General features: G+C 68.9%; 20 protein-coding genes. 8 read left to right on the top strand and 12 right to left on the bottom strand.

Features of this window, described 5'->3' with window-relative positions; all coding sequences use genetic code 11:
- Positions 1-85 precede the first annotated feature (85 nt).
- The 4 genes from eno to pyrG all read right to left on the bottom strand — a co-directional run bounded on the left by eno (position 86) and on the right by pyrG (position 4,404).
- A complete protein-coding gene (gene eno, locus BM070_RS12395; RefSeq protein ID WP_092939720.1) occupies positions 86-1,372 on the bottom strand; it encodes a phosphopyruvate hydratase in 1,287 nt (428 codons plus the stop codon).
- 121 nt (positions 1,373-1,493) lie between these two features.
- A complete protein-coding gene (locus BM070_RS12400) occupies positions 1,494-1,784 on the bottom strand; it encodes a DUF1330 domain-containing protein (protein WP_092939721.1) in 291 nt (96 codons plus the stop codon).
- 47 nt (positions 1,785-1,831) lie between these two features.
- On the bottom strand, positions 1,832-2,689 hold the full coding sequence (gene kdsA, locus BM070_RS12405) for a 3-deoxy-8-phosphooctulonate synthase (RefSeq protein ID WP_092939722.1): 858 nt from the start codon (positions 2,687-2,689) through the stop codon (positions 1,832-1,834).
- 26 nt (positions 2,690-2,715) lie between these two features.
- The gene (gene pyrG, locus BM070_RS12410; protein WP_092939723.1) at positions 2,716-4,404 is read right to left on the bottom strand and encodes a CTP synthase; all 1,689 of its coding nucleotides are present in this window, start codon (positions 4,402-4,404) and stop codon (positions 2,716-2,718) included.
- Positions 4,405-4,508: 104 nt separating this feature from the next.
- On the opposite strand from pyrG, the gene coaBC reads away from it, so the two are divergent.
- From coaBC to BM070_RS12425, 3 genes are all read left to right on the top strand, one after another.
- On the top strand, positions 4,509-5,729 hold the full coding sequence (gene coaBC / locus BM070_RS12415; RefSeq protein WP_092939724.1) for a bifunctional phosphopantothenoylcysteine decarboxylase/phosphopantothenate--cysteine ligase CoaBC: 1,221 nt from the start codon (positions 4,509-4,511) through the stop codon (positions 5,727-5,729).
- A 117-nt stretch (positions 5,730-5,846) separates the two neighbouring features.
- Entirely contained in the window at positions 5,847-6,296 is a 450-nt protein-coding gene (gene dut / locus BM070_RS12420; RefSeq protein WP_092939725.1) for a dUTP diphosphatase, read from the top strand.
- A gap of 413 nt (positions 6,297-6,709) precedes the next feature.
- The gene (locus BM070_RS12425; protein ID WP_092939726.1) at positions 6,710-7,219 is read left to right on the top strand and encodes an outer membrane lipoprotein; all 510 of its coding nucleotides are present in this window, start codon (positions 6,710-6,712) and stop codon (positions 7,217-7,219) included.
- A 92-nt stretch (positions 7,220-7,311) separates the two neighbouring features.
- Here the strand turns inward: BM070_RS12425 and BM070_RS12430 are convergent, their stop codons facing one another.
- Both BM070_RS12430 and BM070_RS12435 read right to left on the bottom strand, forming a co-directional pair.
- Complete coding sequence (locus tag BM070_RS12430; protein ID WP_092939727.1) at positions 7,312-7,836, bottom strand: FKBP-type peptidyl-prolyl cis-trans isomerase; 525 nt, start codon at positions 7,834-7,836, stop codon at positions 7,312-7,314.
- A 148-nt stretch (positions 7,837-7,984) separates the two neighbouring features.
- Entirely contained in the window at positions 7,985-9,436 is a 1,452-nt protein-coding gene (locus tag BM070_RS12435) for an aldehyde dehydrogenase (RefSeq protein WP_092939826.1), read from the bottom strand.
- A gap of 138 nt (positions 9,437-9,574) precedes the next feature.
- On the opposite strand from BM070_RS12435, the gene BM070_RS12440 reads away from it, so the two are divergent.
- The 3 genes from BM070_RS12440 (at position 9,575) to BM070_RS12450 (ending at position 11,816) form a co-directional block, all read left to right on the top strand.
- Positions 9,575-10,699, top strand: coding sequence for a cupin domain-containing protein (locus BM070_RS12440; protein ID WP_092939728.1), 1,125 nt, complete (start codon positions 9,575-9,577; stop codon positions 10,697-10,699).
- A gap of 81 nt (positions 10,700-10,780) precedes the next feature.
- Complete coding sequence (locus tag BM070_RS12445) at positions 10,781-11,311, top strand: hypothetical protein (RefSeq protein ID WP_092939729.1); 531 nt, start codon at positions 10,781-10,783, stop codon at positions 11,309-11,311.
- A gap of 244 nt (positions 11,312-11,555) precedes the next feature.
- A complete protein-coding gene (locus BM070_RS12450) occupies positions 11,556-11,816 on the top strand; it encodes a hypothetical protein (protein WP_092939730.1) in 261 nt (86 codons plus the stop codon).
- Positions 11,817-11,954: 138 nt separating this feature from the next.
- Here BM070_RS12450 and BM070_RS12455 read toward each other — a convergent pair whose 3' ends face one another.
- The 6 genes from BM070_RS12455 to BM070_RS12475 form a co-directional block, all read right to left on the bottom strand.
- Positions 11,955-12,749: an MBL fold metallo-hydrolase gene (locus BM070_RS12455; RefSeq protein ID WP_092939731.1), complete on the bottom strand. Its 795-nt coding sequence runs from the start codon at positions 12,747-12,749 to the stop codon at positions 11,955-11,957.
- An 11-nt stretch (positions 12,750-12,760) separates the two neighbouring features.
- Positions 12,761-13,849, bottom strand: a complete 1,089-nt coding sequence (gene bamC / locus BM070_RS12460) for an NlpB/DapX family lipoprotein (protein ID WP_092939732.1) — start codon at positions 13,847-13,849, stop codon at positions 12,761-12,763.
- Positions 13,850-13,920: 71 nt separating this feature from the next.
- A complete protein-coding gene (gene dapA, locus BM070_RS12465; RefSeq protein WP_092939733.1) occupies positions 13,921-14,817 on the bottom strand; it encodes a 4-hydroxy-tetrahydrodipicolinate synthase in 897 nt (298 codons plus the stop codon).
- Between the two features lie 30 nt (positions 14,818-14,847).
- Complete coding sequence (locus BM070_RS12470) at positions 14,848-15,423, bottom strand: class I SAM-dependent methyltransferase (RefSeq protein WP_092939734.1); 576 nt, start codon at positions 15,421-15,423, stop codon at positions 14,848-14,850.
- 99 nt (positions 15,424-15,522) lie between these two features.
- The gene (locus tag BM070_RS24790) at positions 15,523-15,663 is read right to left on the bottom strand and encodes a hypothetical protein (RefSeq protein WP_175518484.1); all 141 of its coding nucleotides are present in this window, start codon (positions 15,661-15,663) and stop codon (positions 15,523-15,525) included.
- Between the two features lie 14 nt (positions 15,664-15,677).
- Positions 15,678-16,913 carry an MFS transporter gene (locus BM070_RS12475; RefSeq protein ID WP_092939735.1) on the bottom strand — a complete coding sequence of 412 codons (1,236 nt, stop codon included), beginning with the start codon at positions 16,911-16,913 and terminating at the stop codon, positions 15,678-15,680.
- A gap of 96 nt (positions 16,914-17,009) precedes the next feature.
- On the opposite strand from BM070_RS12475, the gene BM070_RS12480 reads away from it, so the two are divergent.
- Both BM070_RS12480 and parC read left to right on the top strand, forming a co-directional pair.
- Positions 17,010-19,007 (top strand): DNA topoisomerase IV subunit B, encoded by a 1,998-nt coding sequence (locus BM070_RS12480; protein WP_092939736.1) that lies wholly within the window; start codon positions 17,010-17,012, stop codon positions 19,005-19,007.
- A 144-nt stretch (positions 19,008-19,151) separates the two neighbouring features.
- Entirely contained in the window at positions 19,152-21,515 is a 2,364-nt protein-coding gene (gene parC, locus BM070_RS12485) for a DNA topoisomerase IV subunit A (protein WP_092939737.1), read from the top strand.
- Positions 21,516-21,746 lie beyond the last annotated feature (231 nt).

Raw genomic sequence — 21,746 nt, forward strand, 5'->3', positions numbered from 1 at the left:
CGGCACGGGGCGTTGCGCCGGGCGCGGGGCCCGGCGGTGGGGTGGCTGCAAGCGGCGGCGCTCACGGCGGCAGCGCGGAGGCGGTTCAACGCAGGTTGTAGAACGCTTCGCGGCCGGGGTAGTGGGCGATGTCGCCCAGGTCTTCTTCGATGCGCAGCAGCTGGTTGTACTTGGCGATGCGGTCCGAGCGCGACAGCGAGCCGGTCTTGATCTGGCCGGCGTTGGTGCCCACGGCGATGTCGGCGATGGTGGAGTCTTCGGTCTCGCCCGAGCGGTGCGAGATCACGGCCGTGTAGCCGGCGCGCTTGGCCATCTCGATGGCGGCGAAGGTCTCGGTCAGGGTACCGATCTGGTTGATCTTGATGAGGATCGAGTTGCCGATGCCCTTGTCGATGCCTTCCTTCAGGATCTTGGTGTTGGTCACGAACAGGTCGTCGCCCACCAGCTGCACGTTCTTGCCCAGGCGCTCGGTCAGGTGCTTCCAGCCGTCCCAGTCGCCTTCGGCCATGCCGTCCTCGATGGAGATGATGGGGTACTTGTCCACCCAGGTGGCCAGCATGTCGGTCCATTGCTGGGCCGTCAGGCGGATGCCGCCTTCGCCTTCCAGCACGTAGTGGCCGTCCTTGTAGAACTCGCTGGCGGCGCAGTCCAGGCCCAGGGCGATCTGCTCGCCCGCGGTGTAGCCGGCGGCGTCGATGGCCTGCAGGATCAGCTGGATGGCGGCCTCATGGTTCTCGACGCTGGGGGCGAAGCCGCCCTCGTCGCCCACGGCGGTGCTCATGCCCTTGTCGTTGATGATCTTCTTCAGGGCGTGGAACACCTCGGCGCCCCAGCGCACGGCCTCGCGGAAGCTCGGAGCGCCCACGGGGATGATCATGAATTCCTGCAGGTCCAGGCTGTTGTTGGCGTGCGCGCCGCCGTTGATGACGTTCATCATCGGCACGGGCAGCTGCATGCCGCCCATGCCGCCCAGGTAGCGGTACAGGGGCAGGCCGGATTCTTCGGCGGCGGCGCGGGCCACGGCCATGGAGACGGCCAGCATGGCGTTGGCGCCCAGGCGGCTCTTGTTGTCGGTGCCGTCCAGGTCGATCAGGGTCTTGTCCAGGAAGGCCTGCTCGGAGGCGTCCAGGCCCAGCACGGCTTCGGAGATCTCGGTGTTGATGTGCTCGACGGCCTTGAGCACGCCCTTGCCCAGGTAGCGGCTCTTGTCGCCGTCACGCAGCTCGATGGCCTCGCGGCTGCCGGTGGACGCGCCCGAGGGCACGGCCGCACGGCCCATCACGCCCGATTCGAGCAGCACGTCGCATTCGACGGTGGGGTTGCCACGGCTGTCCAGCACTTCGCGGCCGACGATATCAACAATCGCACTCATGGGTTTCCTTCAGGGAGAGTTTCAAAAACCGGGATGGGCGGGGCCGATCTTCAATGCCTAATCGGCCGCCAGCGCTTGATTTGCTTGCGCAGTTTGCTATCGAAAAAGTAGCGTTTTCGGGTCAGACGCCCTCGACGCAGACCATGCGCATGACGGCCGCGCCTTCGCGGGCCGCCTTGGCCTTCTGGTATTCGGGCGTGTTGTAGAAGCCTTTAGCTGCCTCGAACGAGGGGAACTTCAGCACCACCATGCGGCCGGGGTTCCAGTCGCCTTCCAGCACTTCGACCTTGCCACCGCGGATGCACACCTCGGCACCATGCACCTGCATGGCATGCGTGCTCCGCTTCTTGTACTCCTCGTACTGCTCGGGATGGGTGACGTTGACGCTGGCGATGACGTATCCGCTGGGCATGGTGCTTGTCTCTTGGTGGTTGATGTGTGGTGGGGGCGGGGCAGTGATCAGGCCTCGAAATCGTCTTCGAGGAAGCCGTTCTTCTTGGTGACCTCGTCGAGCGCCACCAGGGTTTCGAGCAGCGCCTTCATGCGGCCCAGGGGCACGGCGTTGGGGCCGTCGGACCAGGACTCGGCCGGGCAGGGGTGGGTCTCCATGAAGAGGCCCGACACGCCTGCGGCCACGCCGGCACGGGCCAGCACCGGCACCATCTCGCGGGCACCGCCGCTGACGGCGCCCTGGCCGCCGGGCTTTTGCACCGAGTGGGTCACGTCGAACACCACGGGCGCGCCGGACTTGCGCATCTCGGCCAGGCTCGCCATGTCGGCGACGAGGTTGTTGTAGCCGAAGCTCACGCCGCGCTCGCAGGCCAGGAAGCGGTCGGGCGACAGGCCAGCCTCTTCGGCGGCGGCACGGGCCTTGTCGATGACGTTCTTCATGTCCCAGGGCGCGAGGAACTGGCCCTTCTTGATGTTCACCGGCTTGCCCGACTGCGCCACGGCGCGGATGAAGTCGGTCTGGCGGCACAGGAAGGCGGGCGTCTGCAGCACATCGACCACGCTGGCCACCTCGGCGACCTGCGAGGCGTCGTGCACGTCGGTCAGGATGGGCAGCTGCAGCTGGCGGCGCACCTCGTCCAGGATCTTCAGGCCCGCCTCCATGCCCACACCGCGCTTGCTGGAGCCCGAGGAGCGGTTGGCCTTGTCGAACGAGCCCTTGTAGATCAGCGGGATGCCAAGCGGCGCGCAGATCTCCTTGAGCTGGCCGGCGACGTCCATCGACATCTGCAGGCCCTCGATGGAGCAGGTGCCTGCGATGAGGAAGAAGCGCTGGTCGAGGCCGACGTTGAAGCCGCACAGTTGCATGGCGTTGTCTCCGTGGTGTCTGCGGCTCAGGCCGCCGGGGTGGCCAGCGCTGCCAGCGCCGCCGGGGCGCGGGAAGCCTGGTGCTCGACCGCGGCCTTGATGAAGGCGTTGAAGAGCGGATGGCCGTTCCAGGGCGTCGATTTGAACTCGGGGTGGAACTGCACGCCGATGTACCAGGGGTGCACGTCCTGGGGCAGCTCGACGATCTCGGTGAGCTGCTCGCGCTGCGTGAGCGCGGAGATCACCAGGCCCGCCTTGCGCAGCTGGTCCAGGTAGTTCACGTTGGCTTCGTAGCGGTGGCGATGGCGCTCGGTCACCACGTTGCCGTAGATCTGGTGGGCCAGCGTGCCGGGCGCCACGTCGGAACTCTGCGCGCCCAGGCGCATGGTGCCGCCCAGGTCGGAGTTGGCGTCGCGCTTCTTGATCGTGCCGTCCGCGTCCTTCCACTCGGTGATCAGGGCGATCACGGGGTGGGGCGTGGCGGCATCGAATTCGGTGCTGTTGGCGTTCTTCAGGCCGGCCACGTGGCGGGCGTATTCGATGGTGGCGACCTGCATGCCCAGGCAGATGCCCAGGTAGGGCACCTTGTGCTCGCGGGCGAAGCGGGCCGTGCAGATCTTGCCTTCCACGCCGCGCGCGCCGAAGCCGCCGGGCACCAGGATGGCGTCGTACTTGGCCAGCTTCTCGGCCGCGTCGGCCGCGCCGATGGTCTCGGAATCGACGTGCTCGATCTTCACGCGCACGTGGTTCTTCATGCCGGCGTGGCGCAGTGCCTCGTTGACCGACTTGTAGCTGTCGGACAGATCGACGTATTTGCCCACCATGGCGATGGTGACCTCGCCCTGCGGATGCTCGGTCTCATAGACCAGCTGGTCCCAGCGCTTGAGGCTGGTGGGCGGCGTGTTCAGGCGCAGCTTGTCGCAGATCAGGCCGTCCAGGCCCTGCTCGTGCAGCACGCGGGGCACCTTGTAGATGGTGTCCACGTCCCACATGCTGATCACGCCCCACTCGGGCACATTGGTGAAGAGCGAGATCTTGGCGCGTTCCTCGTCGGGAATGCGGCGGTCGGCGCGGCACAGCAGCGCATCGGGCTGGATGCCGATCTTGCGCAGCTCCTGCACGGTGTGCTGCGTGGGCTTGGTCTTGAGCTCGCCGGCTGCCGCGATGAACGGCAGGTAGGTCAGGTGCACGAAGGCGGCGTTGTTGGGGCCGAGCTTGAGGCTCAGCTGGCGCACGGCCTCCAGGAAGGGCAGCGATTCGATGTCGCCCACGGTGCCGCCGATCTCGACGATGGCCACATCGACCGCGTCGTCGGTGCCGACGCCGGCTCCGCGCTTGACGTATTCCTGGATCTCGTTGGTGACGTGCGGGATCACCTGCACGGTCTTGCCCAGGTAGTCGCCGCGGCGCTCCTTCTCCAGCACCGACTGGTAGATCCGGCCGGTGGTGAAGTTGTTGGACTTCTTCATGCGCGTTTCGATGAAACGCTCGTAGTGGCCCAGGTCGAGGTCGGTCTCGGCGCCGTCGTCGGTGACGAACACCTCGCCGTGCTGGAACGGGGACATGGTGCCCGGGTCCACGTTGATGTACGGGTCGAGCTTGATGAGGGTGACTTTGAGGCCCCGCGATTCGAGGATCGCGGCAAGGGAGGCTGAGGCGATTCCCTTGCCCAGGGAAGACACCACACCGCCGGTGACGAAGACAAATTTGGTCATGTCTTTTATGGTGGTGGGAAATCGGAATTATAGAGGCCGGCCCGACTGCGCTCGCCGCGGCCCGGCCCATGTCCCCCGGCACCGTCTGCTAAATTGCGCCCCCTATGAATGAGCTTGCTGGCAAACACATCGTCCTGGGCCTGAGCGGAGGCGTCGCCTGCTACAAGGCCGCCGAACTCACCCGGCTGCTGATCAAGGCCGGCGCCACGGTGCAGGTGGTGATGACCGAGGCCGCCGGCCAGTTCATCACCCCGGTGACCATGCAGGCCCTGAGCGGCCGCGCCGTCTATGGCTCGCAGTGGGACGCGCGCGAAGCCAACAACATGCCGCACATCAACCTGAGCCGCGAGGCCGACGCGATCCTCATCGCGCCGTGCAGCGCCGACTTCATCGCCCGCCTGGTGCAGGGCCGGGCCGACGAGCTGCTGAGCCTGCTCTGCCTGGCGCGCCCGGCCGATCGCGTGCCGCTGCTGCTGGCCCCCGCCATGAACCGCGAGATGTGGGCGCACCCGGCCACCCGGCGCAACCTGGCCCAGGTGGCGGCCGATGGCGCCGCCGTGCTGGGCGTGGGCAACGGCGAGCAGGCCTGCGGCGAGACCGGCGACGGCCGCATGCTGGAGCCGGCCGAGATCATGGAAGAGCTCGCCGCCTTCTTCACCCCCAAGCGCCTCGCAGGCCAGCGCGTGCTGGTCACGGCCGGGCCGACCTTCGAGGCCATCGACCCGGTGCGCGGCATCACCAACCGCTCCAGCGGCAAGATGGGCTTCGCCATCGCCCGTGCGGCCCGCCATGCGGGCGCCGAGGTCACGCTGGTGGCCGGCCCGGTGGATCTGCCCACCCCGCGCGGCGTGCGCCGCATCGCCGTGCAATCGGCGCAAGAAATGCTGCAGGCCGTGATCCCGCAAGCGCAGGGTGCTACCGTTTTCATAGCGACCGCCGCCGTGGCCGACTGGCGCCCGGCGCAGGCCGCCACGCAGAAGATCAAGAAGGACGGCTCGGGCGAGGTGCCCACGCTGGGCTTCGTCGAGAACGAAGACATCCTCGCCACGGTGGCGCAATCCGAGCGGGCGCGCTCGGGCGCGCTCTTCTGCGTGGGCTTCGCCGCCGAGAGCGAAGACCTCGTCGCCCATGCCAGCGCCAAGCGCGTGCGCAAGGGCGTGCCGCTGCTGGTCGGCAACATCGGCCCTGCCACCTTCGGGCAGGACGACAATGCCCTGGTGCTGTTCGATGCCCAGGGCCACCAGGACCTGGGGCGCGCCTCCAAGCACGAGCTGGCCGGCCGGCTCGTCGAAGAGATCGCCCGGCGCCTGCCAGCCGCGCGCTGACGGGGCCGCTTCCGCCGGCGTTTACCGCCGCCGCCCCTGCGCCTGCCGTGGGGCCTGCGGCGCTTGCCCGTTTTCCTTTTTCCTCACCTGGGCGGACCGATCGTCCGCCGCCTTTCCATGAAGATCGACCTGAAGATTCTCGACCCCCGCATGGCAGAGCAGCTGCCTGCCTACGCCACGCCCGGCAGCGCCGGCCTGGACCTGCGCGCCTGCCTGGATGCGCCCATCACCCTGGAGCCCAACGCCTGGCAGCTCGTGCCTACGGGCATCGCCATCCACCTGCGCGATCCGGGCTACGCCGCGATGATCCTGCCGCGCTCGGGCCTGGGCCACAAGCACGGCATCGTGCTGGGCAACCTGGTCGGCCTGATCGACAGCGACTACCAGGGCCAGCTGATGGTGAGCGCCTGGAACCGCAGCGGCACCGCGTTCACGCTGCAGCCCATGGAGCGGCTGGCGCAGCTGGTGATCGTGCCGGTGGTGCAGGCACAGTTCAACGTGGTGGACGAATTCAGCGCCGCCTCGGAACGCGGGCAGGGCGGCTACGGCTCCACGGGCACGAACTAAGAACGTGTTTACGATCTCCCCGGGGGCGCGCAGCTACGTCGGCGGGATGGGATGCAAGGCGCGGTGCGCAGTGGATAGCACGGCTATCCACAAGCGCGGCAACGCCGCAGACCGCCCGCCCACACCGCTGCCCTTCGGGTTGGAGCGAAATCGGGCCATGACAAAGAAGCTTTGACGCCCCGGCTGCTTGCATGGGCATGAGCCCATGCGGCGCACCCGAAGCATCCACTCATCCCGATTGCGCTCCAACGCGATCCCCTGCGAGATCGTTAACACGTTCTAAGCGCCGTGTGTAGGAGGTCGCACTACGCGCAGACCGCCTGCCGGCCCGCACGGCGGCAAATGTGAGCAATGGTTCAATCGGTCAACGCACGGGCCCCATCGGCCATTGCTATGACAAAGGAGTTCAAACCATGCGTACCTCTTCCCGTCTGGCCACCCTGGCCGCTTCCGTGATCGCCGCCGGCACGCTGGCCGCCTGCGCGCAGCAGCCCATGTATTCGCAGTACCCGTCGCAGCCGCAGCCGGCCCCGGGCTACAGCACCTATCCGTCCGGCGCCAACAACCAGTACGGCACGGAATTCGGTACCGTGGCCAACATCGAGGTGCCCCAGGCCCGCAGCGGCGGCACCAGCGGCGCAGGCGCCCTGCTGGGTGCCGTGGTCGGCGGCGTGCTGGGCAACCAGGTGGGCGGCGGCATGGGCCGCGCCGCAGCCACGGCGGTGGGTGCCATCGGCGGCGGCTTCGCGGGCAATGCCATCGAAGGGCGCACCAACAACAACCAGGTGGCCGGCAACGGCAACTACCGCCTGATCATCAATCTGGACAACGGCGGCCAGCGCATCTTCGACGTGCCCTCGCCCGGCGATCTGCGCCCCGGCGACCGCGTCCGCATCAACGGCGGCCAGATCTCGCGCATGTGATTGCGCCAACGCACCGCCGGGCAGCGCGCCCGGCGGGCGCACACAGCACAACGGGCCCCGCGGGGCCCGTTTTTCATGCGCGCTGCAAAGGCTCAGTGCAGCAGCCCGCCTTCGGGCGCCTGGGGCTGGATGCGGAAGAAGCCCGTGCCGGCCGTGCCGCGGCCGATCTCTTCCTCGGTCGCCTCGCGCACGCCTTCCACCTGCAGATGCAGGCGAAGGGCGATGCCCGCCAGCGGGTGGTTGCCGTCCAGCACCACGTGGTCGGGGTAGAGCTGGGCGACGGTGTAGAGCGCATCGCGGGGCGCATCGGCATTGCAGCCCGGGGGCAGGGCGGAGCCCTCGAAGGTCATGCCTTCTTCGATGTCGGCCGGAAAGAGGTTGCGCGGCTCCAGGAAGAGCAGCTTGTCCTGGTAGTCGCCGAAGGCTTCCTCGGGCTCCAGGTGCAGGTCGAGCTGGGTGCCGACCGAGTGGCCCTGCAGGGCTTCTTCCACCCGGGCCAGCAGGTCGTCTCCGCCGACCAGGAACTCCACGGGCTCATCGAGCACGTCCAGTTCCTCGCCCAGGGTGTCTTTCAGGATCCAGGTCAGAGCGACCACGCATTGAGAGGTGATTTCCATGGTGTGAGCAGCTTGCGCGGTTCGTGCCGCGACGGGAAAGATCGAAGGCCGCCGGTGCTCCGTTCTCACGAAGGCACTCGGGCGGCCGCTGGGCGCGATTTTCCCACGGCTGCGCGTGCCGCCAGGCGTGCCCCTTGCGGTATCCCCTTCAGAACGGGTAGTGGCGCGGCGCTGTCTGCATGGTGATCCAGCGCGTGTCGGTGAAGGCGTCGATGCCCGCCTGGCCGCCGAAATGGCCGTAGCCCGAGTGCTTTACGCCGCCGAAGGGCATCTGTGCCTCGTCGTGCACGGTGGGGCCGTTGACGTGGCAGATGCCCGCCTCGATGCGGGCGGCCACGCGCCAGCCGCGCGCCGTGTCGCGGGTGTAGACGGCCGAGGCCAGGCCGAACTCGTTGTCGTTGGCCATGGCGATGGCCTCTTCCTCGCCGCGCACGCGCACGATGGCCTTGACCGGGGCGAAGGTCTCTTCGCGGAAGATGGCCATGGCGGGCGTGACGCCGTCGATCAGCGTGGCCGGCATCAGCGTGTCGGTGGCCTTGCCGCCGCAGAGCAGCCGCGCGCCCTGGGCCAGGGCGTCGTCGATCAGGCGGTTGGCACGCTCCACGGTCGCCATGTCCACCACCGAGCCCAGCACCACCGGGCCCTGGCGCGGGTCGCCCAGCGGCAGCGCCTTGGCACGCGCCACCAGCTTGGCGAGGAAGTCATCGGCCACGGCCTCGTCCACGATGATGCGCTCGGTGGACATGCAGATCTGCCCCGAATTGGCGAAGGCGCCGAAGGTGCATCCGGCCACGGCGGCGTCGATGTCGGCATCGTCCAGCACCAGGAAGGGCGCCTTGCCGCCCAGCTCCAGCACGGCGGGCTTGAGGTATTTGGCGCAGGTCTGGCCGATGATGCGGCCCACGCGCGTGGAGCCGGTGAAGTTCACGCGGCGCACGGCCGGGTGGGCCACCATGGCTTCCACGACGGCGCCGGCATCGTCGGGCGCATTGGTCACGAAATTGACCACGCCGGGCGGCAGGCCGCCTTCCTGCAGCGCCTCGATGATCAGGCCGTGGGTGGCGGGGCACAGCTCGGAACCCTTGAGCACCACGGTGTTGCCGCAGGCCAGCGGCGTGGCGATGGCGCGCACGCCCAGGATCACGGGCGCATTCCAGGGCGCGATGCCCAGCACCACGCCGGCCGGCTGGCGCACGGCCATGGCGATGCTGCCCGGCACGTCGGAGGGGATGATCTGGCCGTTGATCTGCGTGGTCAGCGATGCGGCCTCCAGCAGCATGCTGGCTGCCAGGTGCACGTTGAAGCCGGCCCAGAGGCCCGAGGCGCCGGTCTCGGCGGCCATGGCGGCGGCGAAGGCCTCGGCCTTGGCTTCCAGCGCCTGCGATGCCTTCATCAGCATCTGGCGGCGTTCGGTGGGGCCCAGCGCGGCCCAGGCGGGGAAGGCCTTGTGCGCGGCCTCGACGGCGCGCACCGCGTCTTCGGGCGTGGCCGCCGGGGCGCGGGTGGCCACCGAGCCGTCCAGCGGATTGCGGCGCTCGAAGGTGGCGCCGTTGCCGGCCTTTGCGGCTTCTCCGGCGATCAGCATGGTTTGTTCGATCACGAATGTCTCCTCGGTCGGATGGGGAAATGCCCCGGGGCGCAGGCTGCCGCCTGGCGGGCCCGCCATCGTAGTGGGGCATGCCGCCTGCCGCATAGGACAATGCCGCACTGTTTCCCAGCTCATTTCCGGACCCGCTTCATGGACACCCACATTCCGCTCGCCCTGCTGGGCGGGCTCACCGCCTCCCAATTCATGCGCCGCCACTGGCACAAGAAGCCTTTGCTGGTGCGCCAGGCGATCCCGGGCTTCACGCCCCTGATCCCGCGCGCGCAGCTGCTTGCCCTGGCGGGCGAGGAGGGCGTGGAGTCGCGCCTGATCCAGCAGCAGGACGGCGGCCGCTGGAAGCTCAGCCACGGCCCGCTGGCGCGCCGCAGCCTGCCACCCCTGCAAAAGCCCGGCTGGACCGTGCTGGTGCAGGGCGTGGACCTGCACGACGACGGCGTGCATCAGCTGATGCAGCAGTTCCGCTTCGTGCCCGAGGCGCGCCTCGACGACCTGATGATCAGCTACGCCAGCGACGGCGGCGGCGTCGGCCCGCACTTCGACAGCTACGACGTCTTCCTGCTGCAGGCCCAGGGCCGCCGCCGCTGGCGCATCGGCCGCCAGAAGGACCTGACGCTGCGCGAAGGCATCCCGCTCAAGGTGCTGGAGCATTTCGAGCCCGAGGAGGAGTTCGTGCTGGAGCCCGGCGACATGCTCTATCTGCCGCCGCGCTGGGCGCACGACGGCGTCGCCGAGGGCGAGTGCATGACCTACTCCATCGGCTTTCGCTCGCCCAGCCGGGCGGAGGTCGCGCAGAACGTGCTGCTGCGCCTGGCCGACGAGGCCGGCGACGACGAGGACACGCCGATCTACCGCGATCCGCGCCAGGAAGCCGTGGCCCAGCCGGGCGCCATTCCGTCCGCGCTGCAGGACTTCGTGCGCGACGCCGTGCGCCGCGCGCTCGATGACCCCCAGGCGCTGGAGCGCGCCCTGGGCGAATCGCTGACCGAGCCCAAGCCCAATGTCTGGTTCGACCCGGCGCCGCCCGGCGGCCTGCTGGAAGGCGTGGTGCTGGACCGCCGCACGCGCATGATGTACGACGAGCGCCACGTCTTCATCAACGGCGAGAGCTACCGCGCCGCAGGGCGCGATGCCACGCTGATGCGCCGGCTGGCGGACGAGCGCTCGCTGTCCGCGCAGGACCTGGCCCGGGCCAGCGACGATGCGCTGGAGCTGCTGTCGGTCTGGTGCGACAGCGGCTGGGTGCACTCGCTGGCGTAGCCGGCGTGAGGCGGCGGGGCGTCCGGGCGCGCCTGGGTGCATCCGGGTGTATCTGTTGTTGCAAGTCGAAAGAGGTGCTGAATGAACCCGCCCAGCGACGCCGCCGCCCTGCCGGCTGATTCGGCCGGCGACTTGCCCGAAGGCCGGTTCGCCGGCCGCGAGGATTTCCGGCAGCTCATCCGCGATGCGCTGGCCTGCGCGGCGCGCGAGGGCTGGCCCGAACTGGTGCTGAGCGACCCGGACTTCCGCGACTGGCCGCTGGGCGAGCGGGCCGTGGAGCAATCGCTGCAGGCCTGGGCGCGCGCCGGCCGGCAGTGCACCATGCTGGCGGCGGATGTCGGCGCCGTGCAGCGCCAGCACGCACGATTCGTGCAGTGGCGCGGCACCTGGAGCCACATCGTCACCTGCCGCAGGGCGGCGAGCGCCCAGCCGCAGGAGTTGCCCAGCGCGCTCTGGTCGCCCGGCTGGGTGCTGCACCGCATCGACGTGCCGCGCTGCGTGGGCGTGGCCGGCCGGGAGGCCGACCGCCGCGTGCTCTTGCGGCAGGAACTGGACGAATGGCTGCTGCGCAGGAGCGCGCCGGGTTTTCCCGCGACCACGCTGGGGCTCTGATGCGCGGCCTGCCCGGAGCGCGAACGTAGCCTTGGGACGGCCTCTGCGAGATCGTCAACAAGCTCGCAGACCCTGTGTCGCGGACCTATCGGTGTTACTGGGTATTGACGAAAATCCTTATAATTTCGTGTTGGCCTCATTACCACACGCATGCCGCTCGGCGTGCCTGGCCAACCGGACCGCTGCAAGAGGTGGACGGTGTTGTCCATTCGAAGAATCCCGTTTGTCCAAGAGGAAACCTGAAATGAAGAATTCCGTCGTTCTGGCCGCCCTGATCGCTGCTGCTGCCCTCGCCGCCTGCGGCAAGAAGGAAGAGCCCGCACCCGCTCCCGCACCTGCCGTGGAAGCTCCTGCCGCCGCACCGGCTGCCGCTCCCGCCGCTTCTGACGCTGCCGTGGCTCCTGCCGCCGCTGCTGCTTCCGAAGCCGCTTCCGCTGCTTCCGACGCTGCTGCTGCCGCTAACGCCGCCGCTGCTGCTGCTACCGCCGCTTCCGCAGCCAAGTAAGCACTCCAGGCTTTTCCCCGGGTTCGCCCGGGGTTCGGTCGAAGAAGGCCCCGTACCGCTGGTCGGGGCTTTTTTTCGTCCGTCGTTTTTGTCCGCCGCTGCTGCCGCGGCTGCGAGCGCTGCCGGTGGCGAGGACGTTCAGCCCACTTCGATCCAGCCGGTGCCTTCGCGCGGATGGGCCACGTCCACGGCCTCCTGGGGCCAGCCCAGGGCATCGGCGAGCGCGGCGCGGGCCAGCTCGGGGCGGTTGTTCTGGGCGCTCAGATGGGCCGCCACCACGCGCTGCAGGCCGGTGTGGCGCACCGCGCCCAGGATGCCGGCCGCGACATGGTTGGGCAGGTGGCCCAGGCGGCCGCTGATGCGCCGCTTGAGGAAGGCGGGATAGGCCGAGGCCTGCAGCATCTCGGCGTCGTGGTTGGATTCCAGCAGCAGCGCGTGGCAGCCCTGCAGCTGCTCCAGCACATGCTCCGAGGCGTGGCCCAGGTCGGTCAGCAGGCCGATGTGCGTGGCGCCGTCGCTGCAGCGCAGGTGCAGGGGCTCGCGGGCATCGTGCGGCACGGTGAAGGGGCGGGCCTCGAAGGCGCCCAGGTCGATGGCCTCGCCGTCGCGGGCGATGCGCAGCAGGCCGTCCAGATCCGGGCTGCCCAGGGCCTCGTGCGTGCCCTGGCTCATCCACACCGGGATGCGGTGGCGCAGGGCGAGCTTCTGCACGCAGCCGATGTGATCCGAATGCTCGTGCGTGATGAAGACGGCGTCGAGCTCGTTCAGCGCCACGCCTGCGGCATCCAGCCGCCATTCCAGCTGCCGGATGCCGAGGCCGCAGTCCACCAGCAGCCTGCGGCGGGCCTGCGGGCCGCAGGCGCCGTTGCTGCCGCCCTCGACCAGCGTGGCGTTGCCCGTGCTGCCGCTGGCCAGGTTGCGAAAGCGGAGCAACTCGGGAGGGCTTACTTCAGGTCGTCCACCAGCACGCGCACGATGCGCTGGGCGTTTTCGGACGATTCGGGCGCGCCGGCGGCGTTGAGCACGGAGACGGTGCTCACGTTGCCCTGGGTGCGCACGACGATGCGGTACTTGAGCGGTGCCACGCCGTCGGACGAGCTGCTGAACAGCTTGCTGAAGAAGCCCTTGTCCTTCTTGTCGGTCGGCGGCACGTAGCGCACGAAATAGACGCCCTGGCTGCGGTCGCGGTCTTCCACGGTGAAGCCGGTGCGGTCCAGCGTCAGGCCGACACGGCGCCATGCGCGGTCGAAGGGCTCGTCCAGCTGCACGGCCGGGGCACCGGCCACGGTGGCCAGGCGCGCGGCCGGGGCGACCTGCACCGGAGCGTTGGCGATGGCACGGGATTGCTCTTCGCTCACGCCCAGCTTGACCATCAGGCGGCGCAGGAATTCGGTCTCCAGTTCGGGATCGACCGGGCGGGGCTGCCACACGGTGCTGTCCTTTTGCTGGTTGGTATAGACCTCGGCCATGCCGCGATGCGAGATGAAGATCTCGGTGGAGCCGTTGGGGCCGCGCTCCAGGCGCGTGCGGAACTTGTCGCGCTCGCCGGTGGAGTAGAGCGAGTCGAACACCTTGCCGAGGGTGGAGCGGATGATGTCCTGCGGCAGCTTGGCGCGGTTCTCGGCCCAGTCGGTTTCCAGCAGGCCCAGCTTGGGTTCTTCGGTGGTGAAGACGAAGCCGTTTTCGAGCCAGAAGTCGCGCACGGGCTCCCAGAGCTGTTCCGGCGTGCGGTTGACGACCAGCCAGCGCTGGTTGCCGTCGCGCTCGATGCGCACGTCGCCGATGGTCTGCGGCGCGGCGTTGGTGCGGCTGTTGGCGCGCTGGGTCTGGCCGGCCTCGAACGCGGCGGCCGACACGGTGGTGCCGGGCACGACGTAGCGGGCGTCGGTGGTGATCTGGCGCAGATCGGGCGGCACTTCCAGCGTCGGGCCCTTGGTGGCGCTCTTGTAGTCGATCTTGTCGTTTTCCAGGACGGAGCAGGCGGACAAGGCCATGGCGAGGCCCAGCAGGCCCAGTCGATTGATTGCGTTCACGCGGAAATCCTCTTGTGATCTGAGGCTGCAGGTGCGGCCGGGTACGTGTTGCGTCAAGGTGGGGCGGGGCGTCAGAGCAGTCCGCCGGCCTTCAGGGCGGCTTCGACGACGGGCTCGTTGGCGGTGGAAAGGGGCGTCATGGGCAGGCGCATGGTGCCGCCGCACAGGCCCATGCGCTTCATGGCCCACTTCACGGGAATCGGGTTGGCCTCGACGAAGAGCTGCTTGTGCACGGGCATCAGCTGGAACTGGATCTCCATGGCGCGGCGCACGTCCCCCGCCAGGGCCGCCACGCAGAGCTCGTGCATCAGGCGCGGGGCCACGTTGGCCGTCACGCTGACGTTGCCATGGCCGCCGCAGAGCATGAGGGCCACGGCGGTCGGGTCGTCGCCCGAATAGACGGCGAAGCCCTTGGGCACTTCGCGGATCAGCCACTGCGCGCGCTCGATGTTGCCGGTGGCTTCCTTGATGCCGATGATGCCGGGCACCTGGGCCAGGCGCAGCACCGTGTCGTGCTGCATATCGGCCACGGAGCGGCCGGGCACGTTGTAGAGGATGGTGGGCAGGTCGCCCACGGCTTCGGCGATGGCCTTGAAGTGCTGGTACTGGCCCTCTTGCGTGGGCTTGTTGTAGTAGGGCACGACCTGCAGCTGGCTGTCCGCTCCGACCTTCTTGGCGAAGCGGGCGAGCTCGATGGCTTCGGACGTGGAGTTGGCGCCGCAGCCGGCCATGATGGGCACGCGCTTGGCGGACTGCTCGACGGCCACGCGGATGATCTCGCAGTGCTCTTCGACGTTGACCGTGGGCGATTCGCCCGTGGTGCCCACCACGCCGATGCAGTCGGTGCCTTCGGCGATGTGCCAGTCGATCAACTTGCGCAGCGTGGGGTAGTCCACGCTGCCGTCCTCGTGCATGGGGGTGACGAGGGCGACGATGCTGCCGGTAAGAGGAGCGCTGGGGAGTGTCATGTCCGCATGGTGAAACGGTAAAAGGGCATTCTAACTAGGCGCCCGTGGCATGGAGGGCGTCGCATCGGGAACGAGGGGATGGCGTGGGGGTGTTGCACCGGGTGCCTCGCGCACCGCGGCCACCCGCTGCACGAAGCGTTCGGGCGACGGCAGCCAGCCGTCTTCGAACGCCACGATGCGCAGACCCTCGCAGGCGCGCAGCAGTTCCCCGGGCGCCAGCAGAAAGTCGGGCCGCGCGGGCCGGCCCACGGTTTCGTTGCCGGCCGCGAAGGTTTCGTACAGCAGCACGCCGCCCGGCGCCACGCTGGCCACGATGGCGGGCAGCAGCGGCCGCCAGAGGTAGTTGGTGACGATCACCGCATCGAAGCGGCGGCCGGCGAGCGGCCAGGGGCCGGCCTCGATGTCGGCGCACAGGGTTTCGGCGAATGCGCAAAGTGGCGCCAGCGCGTCCTGCGACCGGTCGATGCCGGTGACCGCATGGCCGCGCCCGTGCATCCAGCGCAGGTGGCGGCCCGCGCCGCAGGCCACGTCGAGCACGCTGCCGCCCGCAGGCGCCAGATGCGCCCAGCGCCGGATCCATTCGGAAGGGTTGTCGTTGCCGTGCATGGTGGGTTTGCTATTGTTTCGATAGCTGCCTGCGCTTGTCCAGCGGGCGCAGGCGGCAGAAAAGAGTCGGAATCGATGCCGGAGTCGGAGTTCGGCCGCTCAGAAGCAGGCCCAGATCTGGTCGGCCAGCATGACGACGAAGCCCGGCTCCGCGTACAGCCAGAACACCAGCGCCAGCAGCGCGCCGCTCAGGGCGACGCCGAGCGCCAGGCGCAGGCGGTTGTGGGGCTGGTGGGGCATGCTGGCCAGGCCTTTCAGGCGGGGCGCGGTGCGCGCAGCAGGGGCGCTTCGCGCACCGGCAGGTTCACCAGGCCCGCGAAGACGCCCAGCGCGATGGCGATGTACCAGACCACGTCGTAGCTGCCGGTGCGGTCGTAGAGATAGCCGCCCAGCCACACGCCCAGGAAGCTGCCGATCTGGTGGCTGAAGAACACGAAGCCGCTGAGCATCGACAGATGCTGCACCCCGAAGATCTGCGCCACGGTGGCGTTGGTGACCGGCACGGTGGACAGCCACAGCGCGCCGATCACGGCCGAGAACACATAGACCGAGGCCGGCGTGAGCGGCGCCAGCAGAAAGGCGCTGATGGCCACGGCCCGCGCGAAGTAGATGAACGCGAGGATGTAGCGCTTGGGGATGCGCTGGCCGAGCGTGCCGGCCAGGTAGGTGCCGAAGATGTTGAAGAGGCCGATGAGCGCCAGCGCGTAGCTCGCCACCTGCGGCGAGAGGCCGTGGTCCTTGAGATAGCTGGGCATGTGCACGCCGATGAACACCACCTGGAAGCCGCAGACGAAGTAGCCCGCCGTCAGCAGCAAAAAGCTCGGGTTGTGCAGCGATTCCGCCACCGCCTGCGCGATCGACTGGCCGCGCTGCGGCGTGGGCGCGGCGCCCTGGCCGGAGGGCTTGGCGAAGCCGGGCTCGCGCAGGCCGAAGGCCAGCGGCACGATGAGCAGCACCAGCAGCGATAGCGCCAGCAGCGCCTCCTGCCAGCCCATCCGGGCGATGAGCTGGCCTTCCACCGGCACCATCAGGAACTGCCCGAACGAGCCCGCCGCCGCCGCCACGCCCATGGCCCAGGAGCGCTTCTCGGGCGCGATCTGCCGCCCCAGCACGCCGTAGATCACCGCATAGGTGGTGCCCGCCTGGGCTGCGCCGATGAGCACGCCGGCGGTGAGCGCGAACGTCAGCGGCGTGGGCGAGAGCGCCATGCCCGCCAGGCCCAGCGCGTAGAGCAGGGCGCCGCCGATCAGCACGCGGAAGGCGCCGAAGCGGTCCGCCGCCATGCCCGCGAGGATGCCGAACAGGCCCCAGGCGATGTTCTGCACCGCGATCGCCAGCGCGAAGGTCTGGCGCGTCCAGCCCATTTCCTGCGTGATGGGCTGCAGCCAGAGACCGAAGCCATGGCGTATGCCCATCGACAGCGTGACGACGGCGGCGCCGCACAGCAGCACCTGGGCCATGGACAATTTGCGGGTGGGGTCTTGAGGCATCGGGCGAATGTAGCCAAAACCGCGCGGGGCCGCTGGCACGCAAGCGTCTCGCGCATTGGTGGGCTGTGGTTATATCCAGCACTACAATCCGCCGCCATGGCAGTCAAACCCGCATCCGTATCCGCATCCTCCGCCGCGAGCAGCGAGTATTCCGAAGGCTCGATCCGCGTGCTCAAGGGCCTGGAGCCCGTCAAGCAGCGCCCGGGCATGTACACCCGCACCGACAACCCCCTGCACATCATCCAGGAGGTGCTCGACAACGCCGCCGACGAGGCCCTGGCCGGCCACGGCAAGAAGATCAAGGTCACGCTGCATGCCGATGGCTCGGTCAGCGTGGAAGACGATGGCCGCGGCATCCCGTTCGGCCTGCACCCCGAAGAGAAGGCGCCGGTGATCGAGCTGGTGTTCACCCGCCTGCATGCGGGCGGCAAGTTCGACAAGGGCAAGGGCGGCGCCTACAGCTTCTCGGGCGGCCTGCACGGCGTGGGCGTGTCGGTGACCAACGCGCTGGCGCTCAGGCTGGAGGCCCACACCCACCGCGAAGGCCAGGTGGCGCGGCTCGTCTTCGAGGGCGGCGACGTCACCGAGCCGCTGGTGGCGCGCCCGCTCGCCGCTGGCGAACGCAAGCAGGGCACCACCGTGCGCGTGTGGCCCGATCCCAAGTACTTCGAGACCTCCGTGCTGCCCATGGGCGAGCTGACCCACCTGCTGCGCAGCAAGGCGGTGCTGATGCCCGGCGTGACGGTGACGCTGGTCAACGAGAAATCGAAGGACACGCAGACCTGGCAATACAAGGGCGGCCTGCGCGACTACCTGGCGCAAACCTTGTCGGCCGATCCGGTGATCCCGCTCTTCGAGGGCGAGGGCTTCGCCGACCGCCACAACGAGAGCTTCGCCGAAGGCGAGGGCGCCTCCTGGTGCGTGGGCTTCACCGACGAAGGCGCGCCGGTGCGCGAGAGCTACGTCAACCTGATCCCGACCAGCGCGGGCGGCACGCACGACGCGGGCCTGCGCGACGGCCTCTTCAACGCGGTCAAGAGCTTCATCGAGCTGCATTCGCTGCTGCCCAAGGGCGTCAAGCTGCTGCCCGAAGACGTGTTCGCCCGCGCCTCCTACGTGCTGTCGGCCAAGGTGCTGGACCCGCAGTTCCAGGGCCAGGTCAAGGAAAAGCTCAATTCGCGCGACGCCGTGCGGCTGGTCTCCAGCTTCGTGCGGCCGACGCTCGAGCTCTGGCTGAACCAGCACGTCGAATACGGCAAGAAGCTGGCCGAACTGGCCATCAAGGCCGCGCAGACGCGCCAGAAGGCCGGCCAGAAGGTCGAGAAGAAGAAGGGCTCCGGCGTGGCCGTGCTGCCCGGCAAGCTCACCGACTGCGAAAGCCGCGACCTCTCGCACAACGAGGTGTTCCTGGTCGAGGGCGACTCCGCCGGCGGCAGCGCCAAGATGGGCCGCGACAAGGAATGCCAGGCCGTGCTGCCGCTGCGCGGCAAGGTGCTCAACACCTGGGAGGTGGACCGCGACCGCCTCTTCGCCAACAACGAGATCCACGACATCTCCGTGGCGCTCGGCGTCGATCCGCACGGCCCGAACGACACGCCCGACCTCTCGGGCCTGCGCTACGGCAAGGTCTGCATCCTGTCCGATGCCGACGTGGACGGCTCGCACATCCAGGTGCTGCTGCTCACGCTCTTCTTCCGCCATTTCCCCAAGCTGATCGACGCCGGCCACATCTACGTGGCCCGGCCGCCGCTCTTCCGGGTGGACGTGCCCGCGCGCGGCAAGAAGCCGGCCTCCAAGGTCTATGCGCTGGACGCGGGCGAGCTCGAATCCATCCTCGACAAATGCGCCAAGGACGGCGTGGCGCGCGAGAAGTGCCAGATCAGCCGCTTCAAGGGCCTGGGCGAGATGAACGCCGAGCAGCTCTGGGAAACCACCCTCAACCCCGACACGCGCCGCCTGCTGCCGGTGCAGCTGGGCGCCATGGGCTTCGCCGATACCGAGAGCCTGATCACCAAGCTGATGGGCAAGGGCGAGGCCGCCGCCCGCCGCGAGCTGATGGAACTGCACGGCGATGCGGTGGAGATCGATATCTAGCCGTTCCTGCTGCGCCTTGGAGCGGTTTCGGGCTGCAGCGCCCGTCCCGCTTGCGCATGCTGCTATTGATTTGGTAGTGGATGGGTGGAGCCCGGCCCAGGCCCGCGCCACCTCATCCTTCGTTCCCTTCCTTTCCTTCGACGCATGAGCGACAACGACCAACCCACCCTCGACTTCACTCCGCCCGCGCCGGCCGACGACCAGCTCGCCCTGGCCGGCTACGCGCAGCGCGCCTATCTGGAATACGCGCTCTCCGTGGTCAAGGGCCGCGCGCTGCCCGACGTGTGCGACGGCCTCAAGCCCGTGCAGCGGCGCATCCTCTTCGCGATGGACCGCATGGGCCTGTCGTACAGCGGCCCCACCCGCAACGTACCCGCCAAGCCGGTCAAGAGCGCCCGCGTGGTGGGCGACGTGCTGGGCCGCTTCCACCCTCACGGTGACCAGTCGGCCTACGACGCGCTGGTGCGGCTGGCGCAGGACTTCAGCCAGCGCTATCCGCTGATCGACGGCCAGGGCAACTTCGGCAGCCGCGACGGCGACGGCGCCGCCGCCATGCGCTACACCGAGGCGCGCCTGACGCGCATCTCCAGCCTGCTGCTCGACGAGATCGACCAGGGCACGGTGGACTTCGTGCCCAACTACGACGGCTCCACCGAAGAGCCGCGCCAGCTGCCCGCCCGCCTGCCGTTCGCGCTGCTCAACGGCGCCAGCGGCATCGCCGTGGGCCTGGCCACCGAGATCCCCAGCCACAACCTGCGGGAAGTGGCCGACGCCTGCGTGGCACTGGTCAAGAACGCCCACCTCTCCGAAGAGGAACTGTTCACGCTGATCCCCGGCCCGGACTACCCCGGCGGCGGCCAGATCATCAGCAGCGCGGCCGACATCCAGGACGCCTACCGCACCGGGCGCGGCAGCCTGAAGGTGCGCGCGCGCTGGAAGATCGAGGACCTGGCCCGCGGCCAGTGGCAGCTGGTGGTGACCGAGCTGCCCCCGGGCGTGTCGGCGCAGAAGGTGCTCGAAGAGATCGAGGAACTGACCAACCCCAAGGTCAAGGCCGGCAAGAAGGCGCTCTCGCAGGAGCAGGTGCAGCTCAAGGCGACGGTGCTCGGCGTGCTCGACGTGGTGCGCGACGAGTCCAGCAAGGACGCGCCCGTGCGCATCGTCTTCGAGCCCAAGACCGGCCGTGTGCCGCAGCAGGAACTCATCACCTGCCTGCTGGCCCACACCAGCCTGGAGACCTCGGCGCCCATCAACCTGACCATGGTCGGGCTGGACGGCCGGCCCGTGCAGAAGTCGCTGCGCCGCATGCTGGAGGAGTGGGTCGCCTTCCGCCAGCAGACCATCACGCGGCGCAGCCAGCATCGCCTGGCCAAGGTGCTGGACCGCATCCACATCCTCGAAGGGCGGCAGACCGTGCTGCTCAACATCGACGAGGTGATCGCCATCATCCGCGCCAGCGACGAGCCCAAGGCCGCGCTGATGGCGCGCTTCAACCTGTCGGAACGGCAGGCCGAGGACATCCTGGAAATCCGCCTGCGCCAGCTGGCGCGGCTCGAGGCCATCAAGATCGAGCAAGAGCTCGCCGAGCTGCGCGAGGAGCAGGGCAAGCTCGAAGACATCCTGGGCAACCCGACGTCGCTGCGCCGCCTCATGATCAAGGAGATCGAGGCCGACGCCAAGCAGTTCGCCGATGCCCGCCGCACCCTCATCCAGGCCGAGAAGAAGGCCGTGGCCGAGGTCAAGGTGGTCGATGAGCCGGTCACGGTGGTCGTCTCGGAAAAGGGCTGGGTGCGCGCGCGCCAGGGCCACGGCCACGACGCAGCCAGCTTCGCCTTCAAGTCGGGCGACGGGCTCTATTCCACCTTCGAGTGCCGCACGGTCGATACGCTCATCGTCTTCGGCAGCAACGGCCGCCTGTATTCGGTGGCGGTGTCGCAGCTGCCGGGCGCGCGCGGCGACGGCCAGCCCATCACCACGCTGATCGAGCTCGAAGCCGGCACGCAGCCGGTGCATTACTTCGCCGGCCCGGCTGCCGCCACGCTGCTGCTGGCCAACTCGGGCGGCTACGGCTTCATCGCGGCGGTCGAGAACATGGTGGCGCGCAACCGGGGCGGCAAGGCCTTCGTCACGCTGGGCGAGGGCGAGCAGCTCTGCCGGCCTTCGCCTGCAGCGGGCTGCAGCGCGGGCGGCCAGCCGCTGGCGCCGGCCACGCACGTCTGCTGCGCTTCGGTGGGCGGGCGCATCCTGACCTTCGAGATCAGCGAACTCAAGACCATGGCCAACGGCGGCCGCGGCCTGATGCTGATCGACCTGGAAGACAAGGACCAGCTCGCAGGGGCCGCGGCCTATACGCGCAGCGTGCGCATCGCCGGCCTGGGCCGGGGCGGCAAGGAGCGCGAGGAGACGCTGGAAATCCGCAGCCTGAACAACGCGCGCTTCCCGCGCGGGCGCAAGGGCAAGGCGGCCGATCTGGGCTTCAAGCCGAACGCCGTGCTGCGCGTGGAGTGACGAGGCGCGGCGCGTTCCCGGCAAGGTGCTGGAACAAGCCTTCTCCCCCGTCCCGCGAAGGGCCGCCCCATGGGCGGCCCTTTTTTGTTGCGCTGCCGCATCGCGGTGTGCGGCTGGTATTAATGCGGAGTGGTGTTTCCGCTTGTATCCATGCAATATCGCCTCTAGCGTGACCACGGCCGACCATCGTTACCGTGCCGCGCCTATTCGTCGTGTCCGTGATGTTTGCCC

The sequence above is a fragment of the Paracidovorax wautersii genome (assembly GCF_900113035.1).
Lineage (GTDB): Bacteria > Pseudomonadota > Gammaproteobacteria > Burkholderiales > Burkholderiaceae_C > Paracidovorax > Paracidovorax wautersii.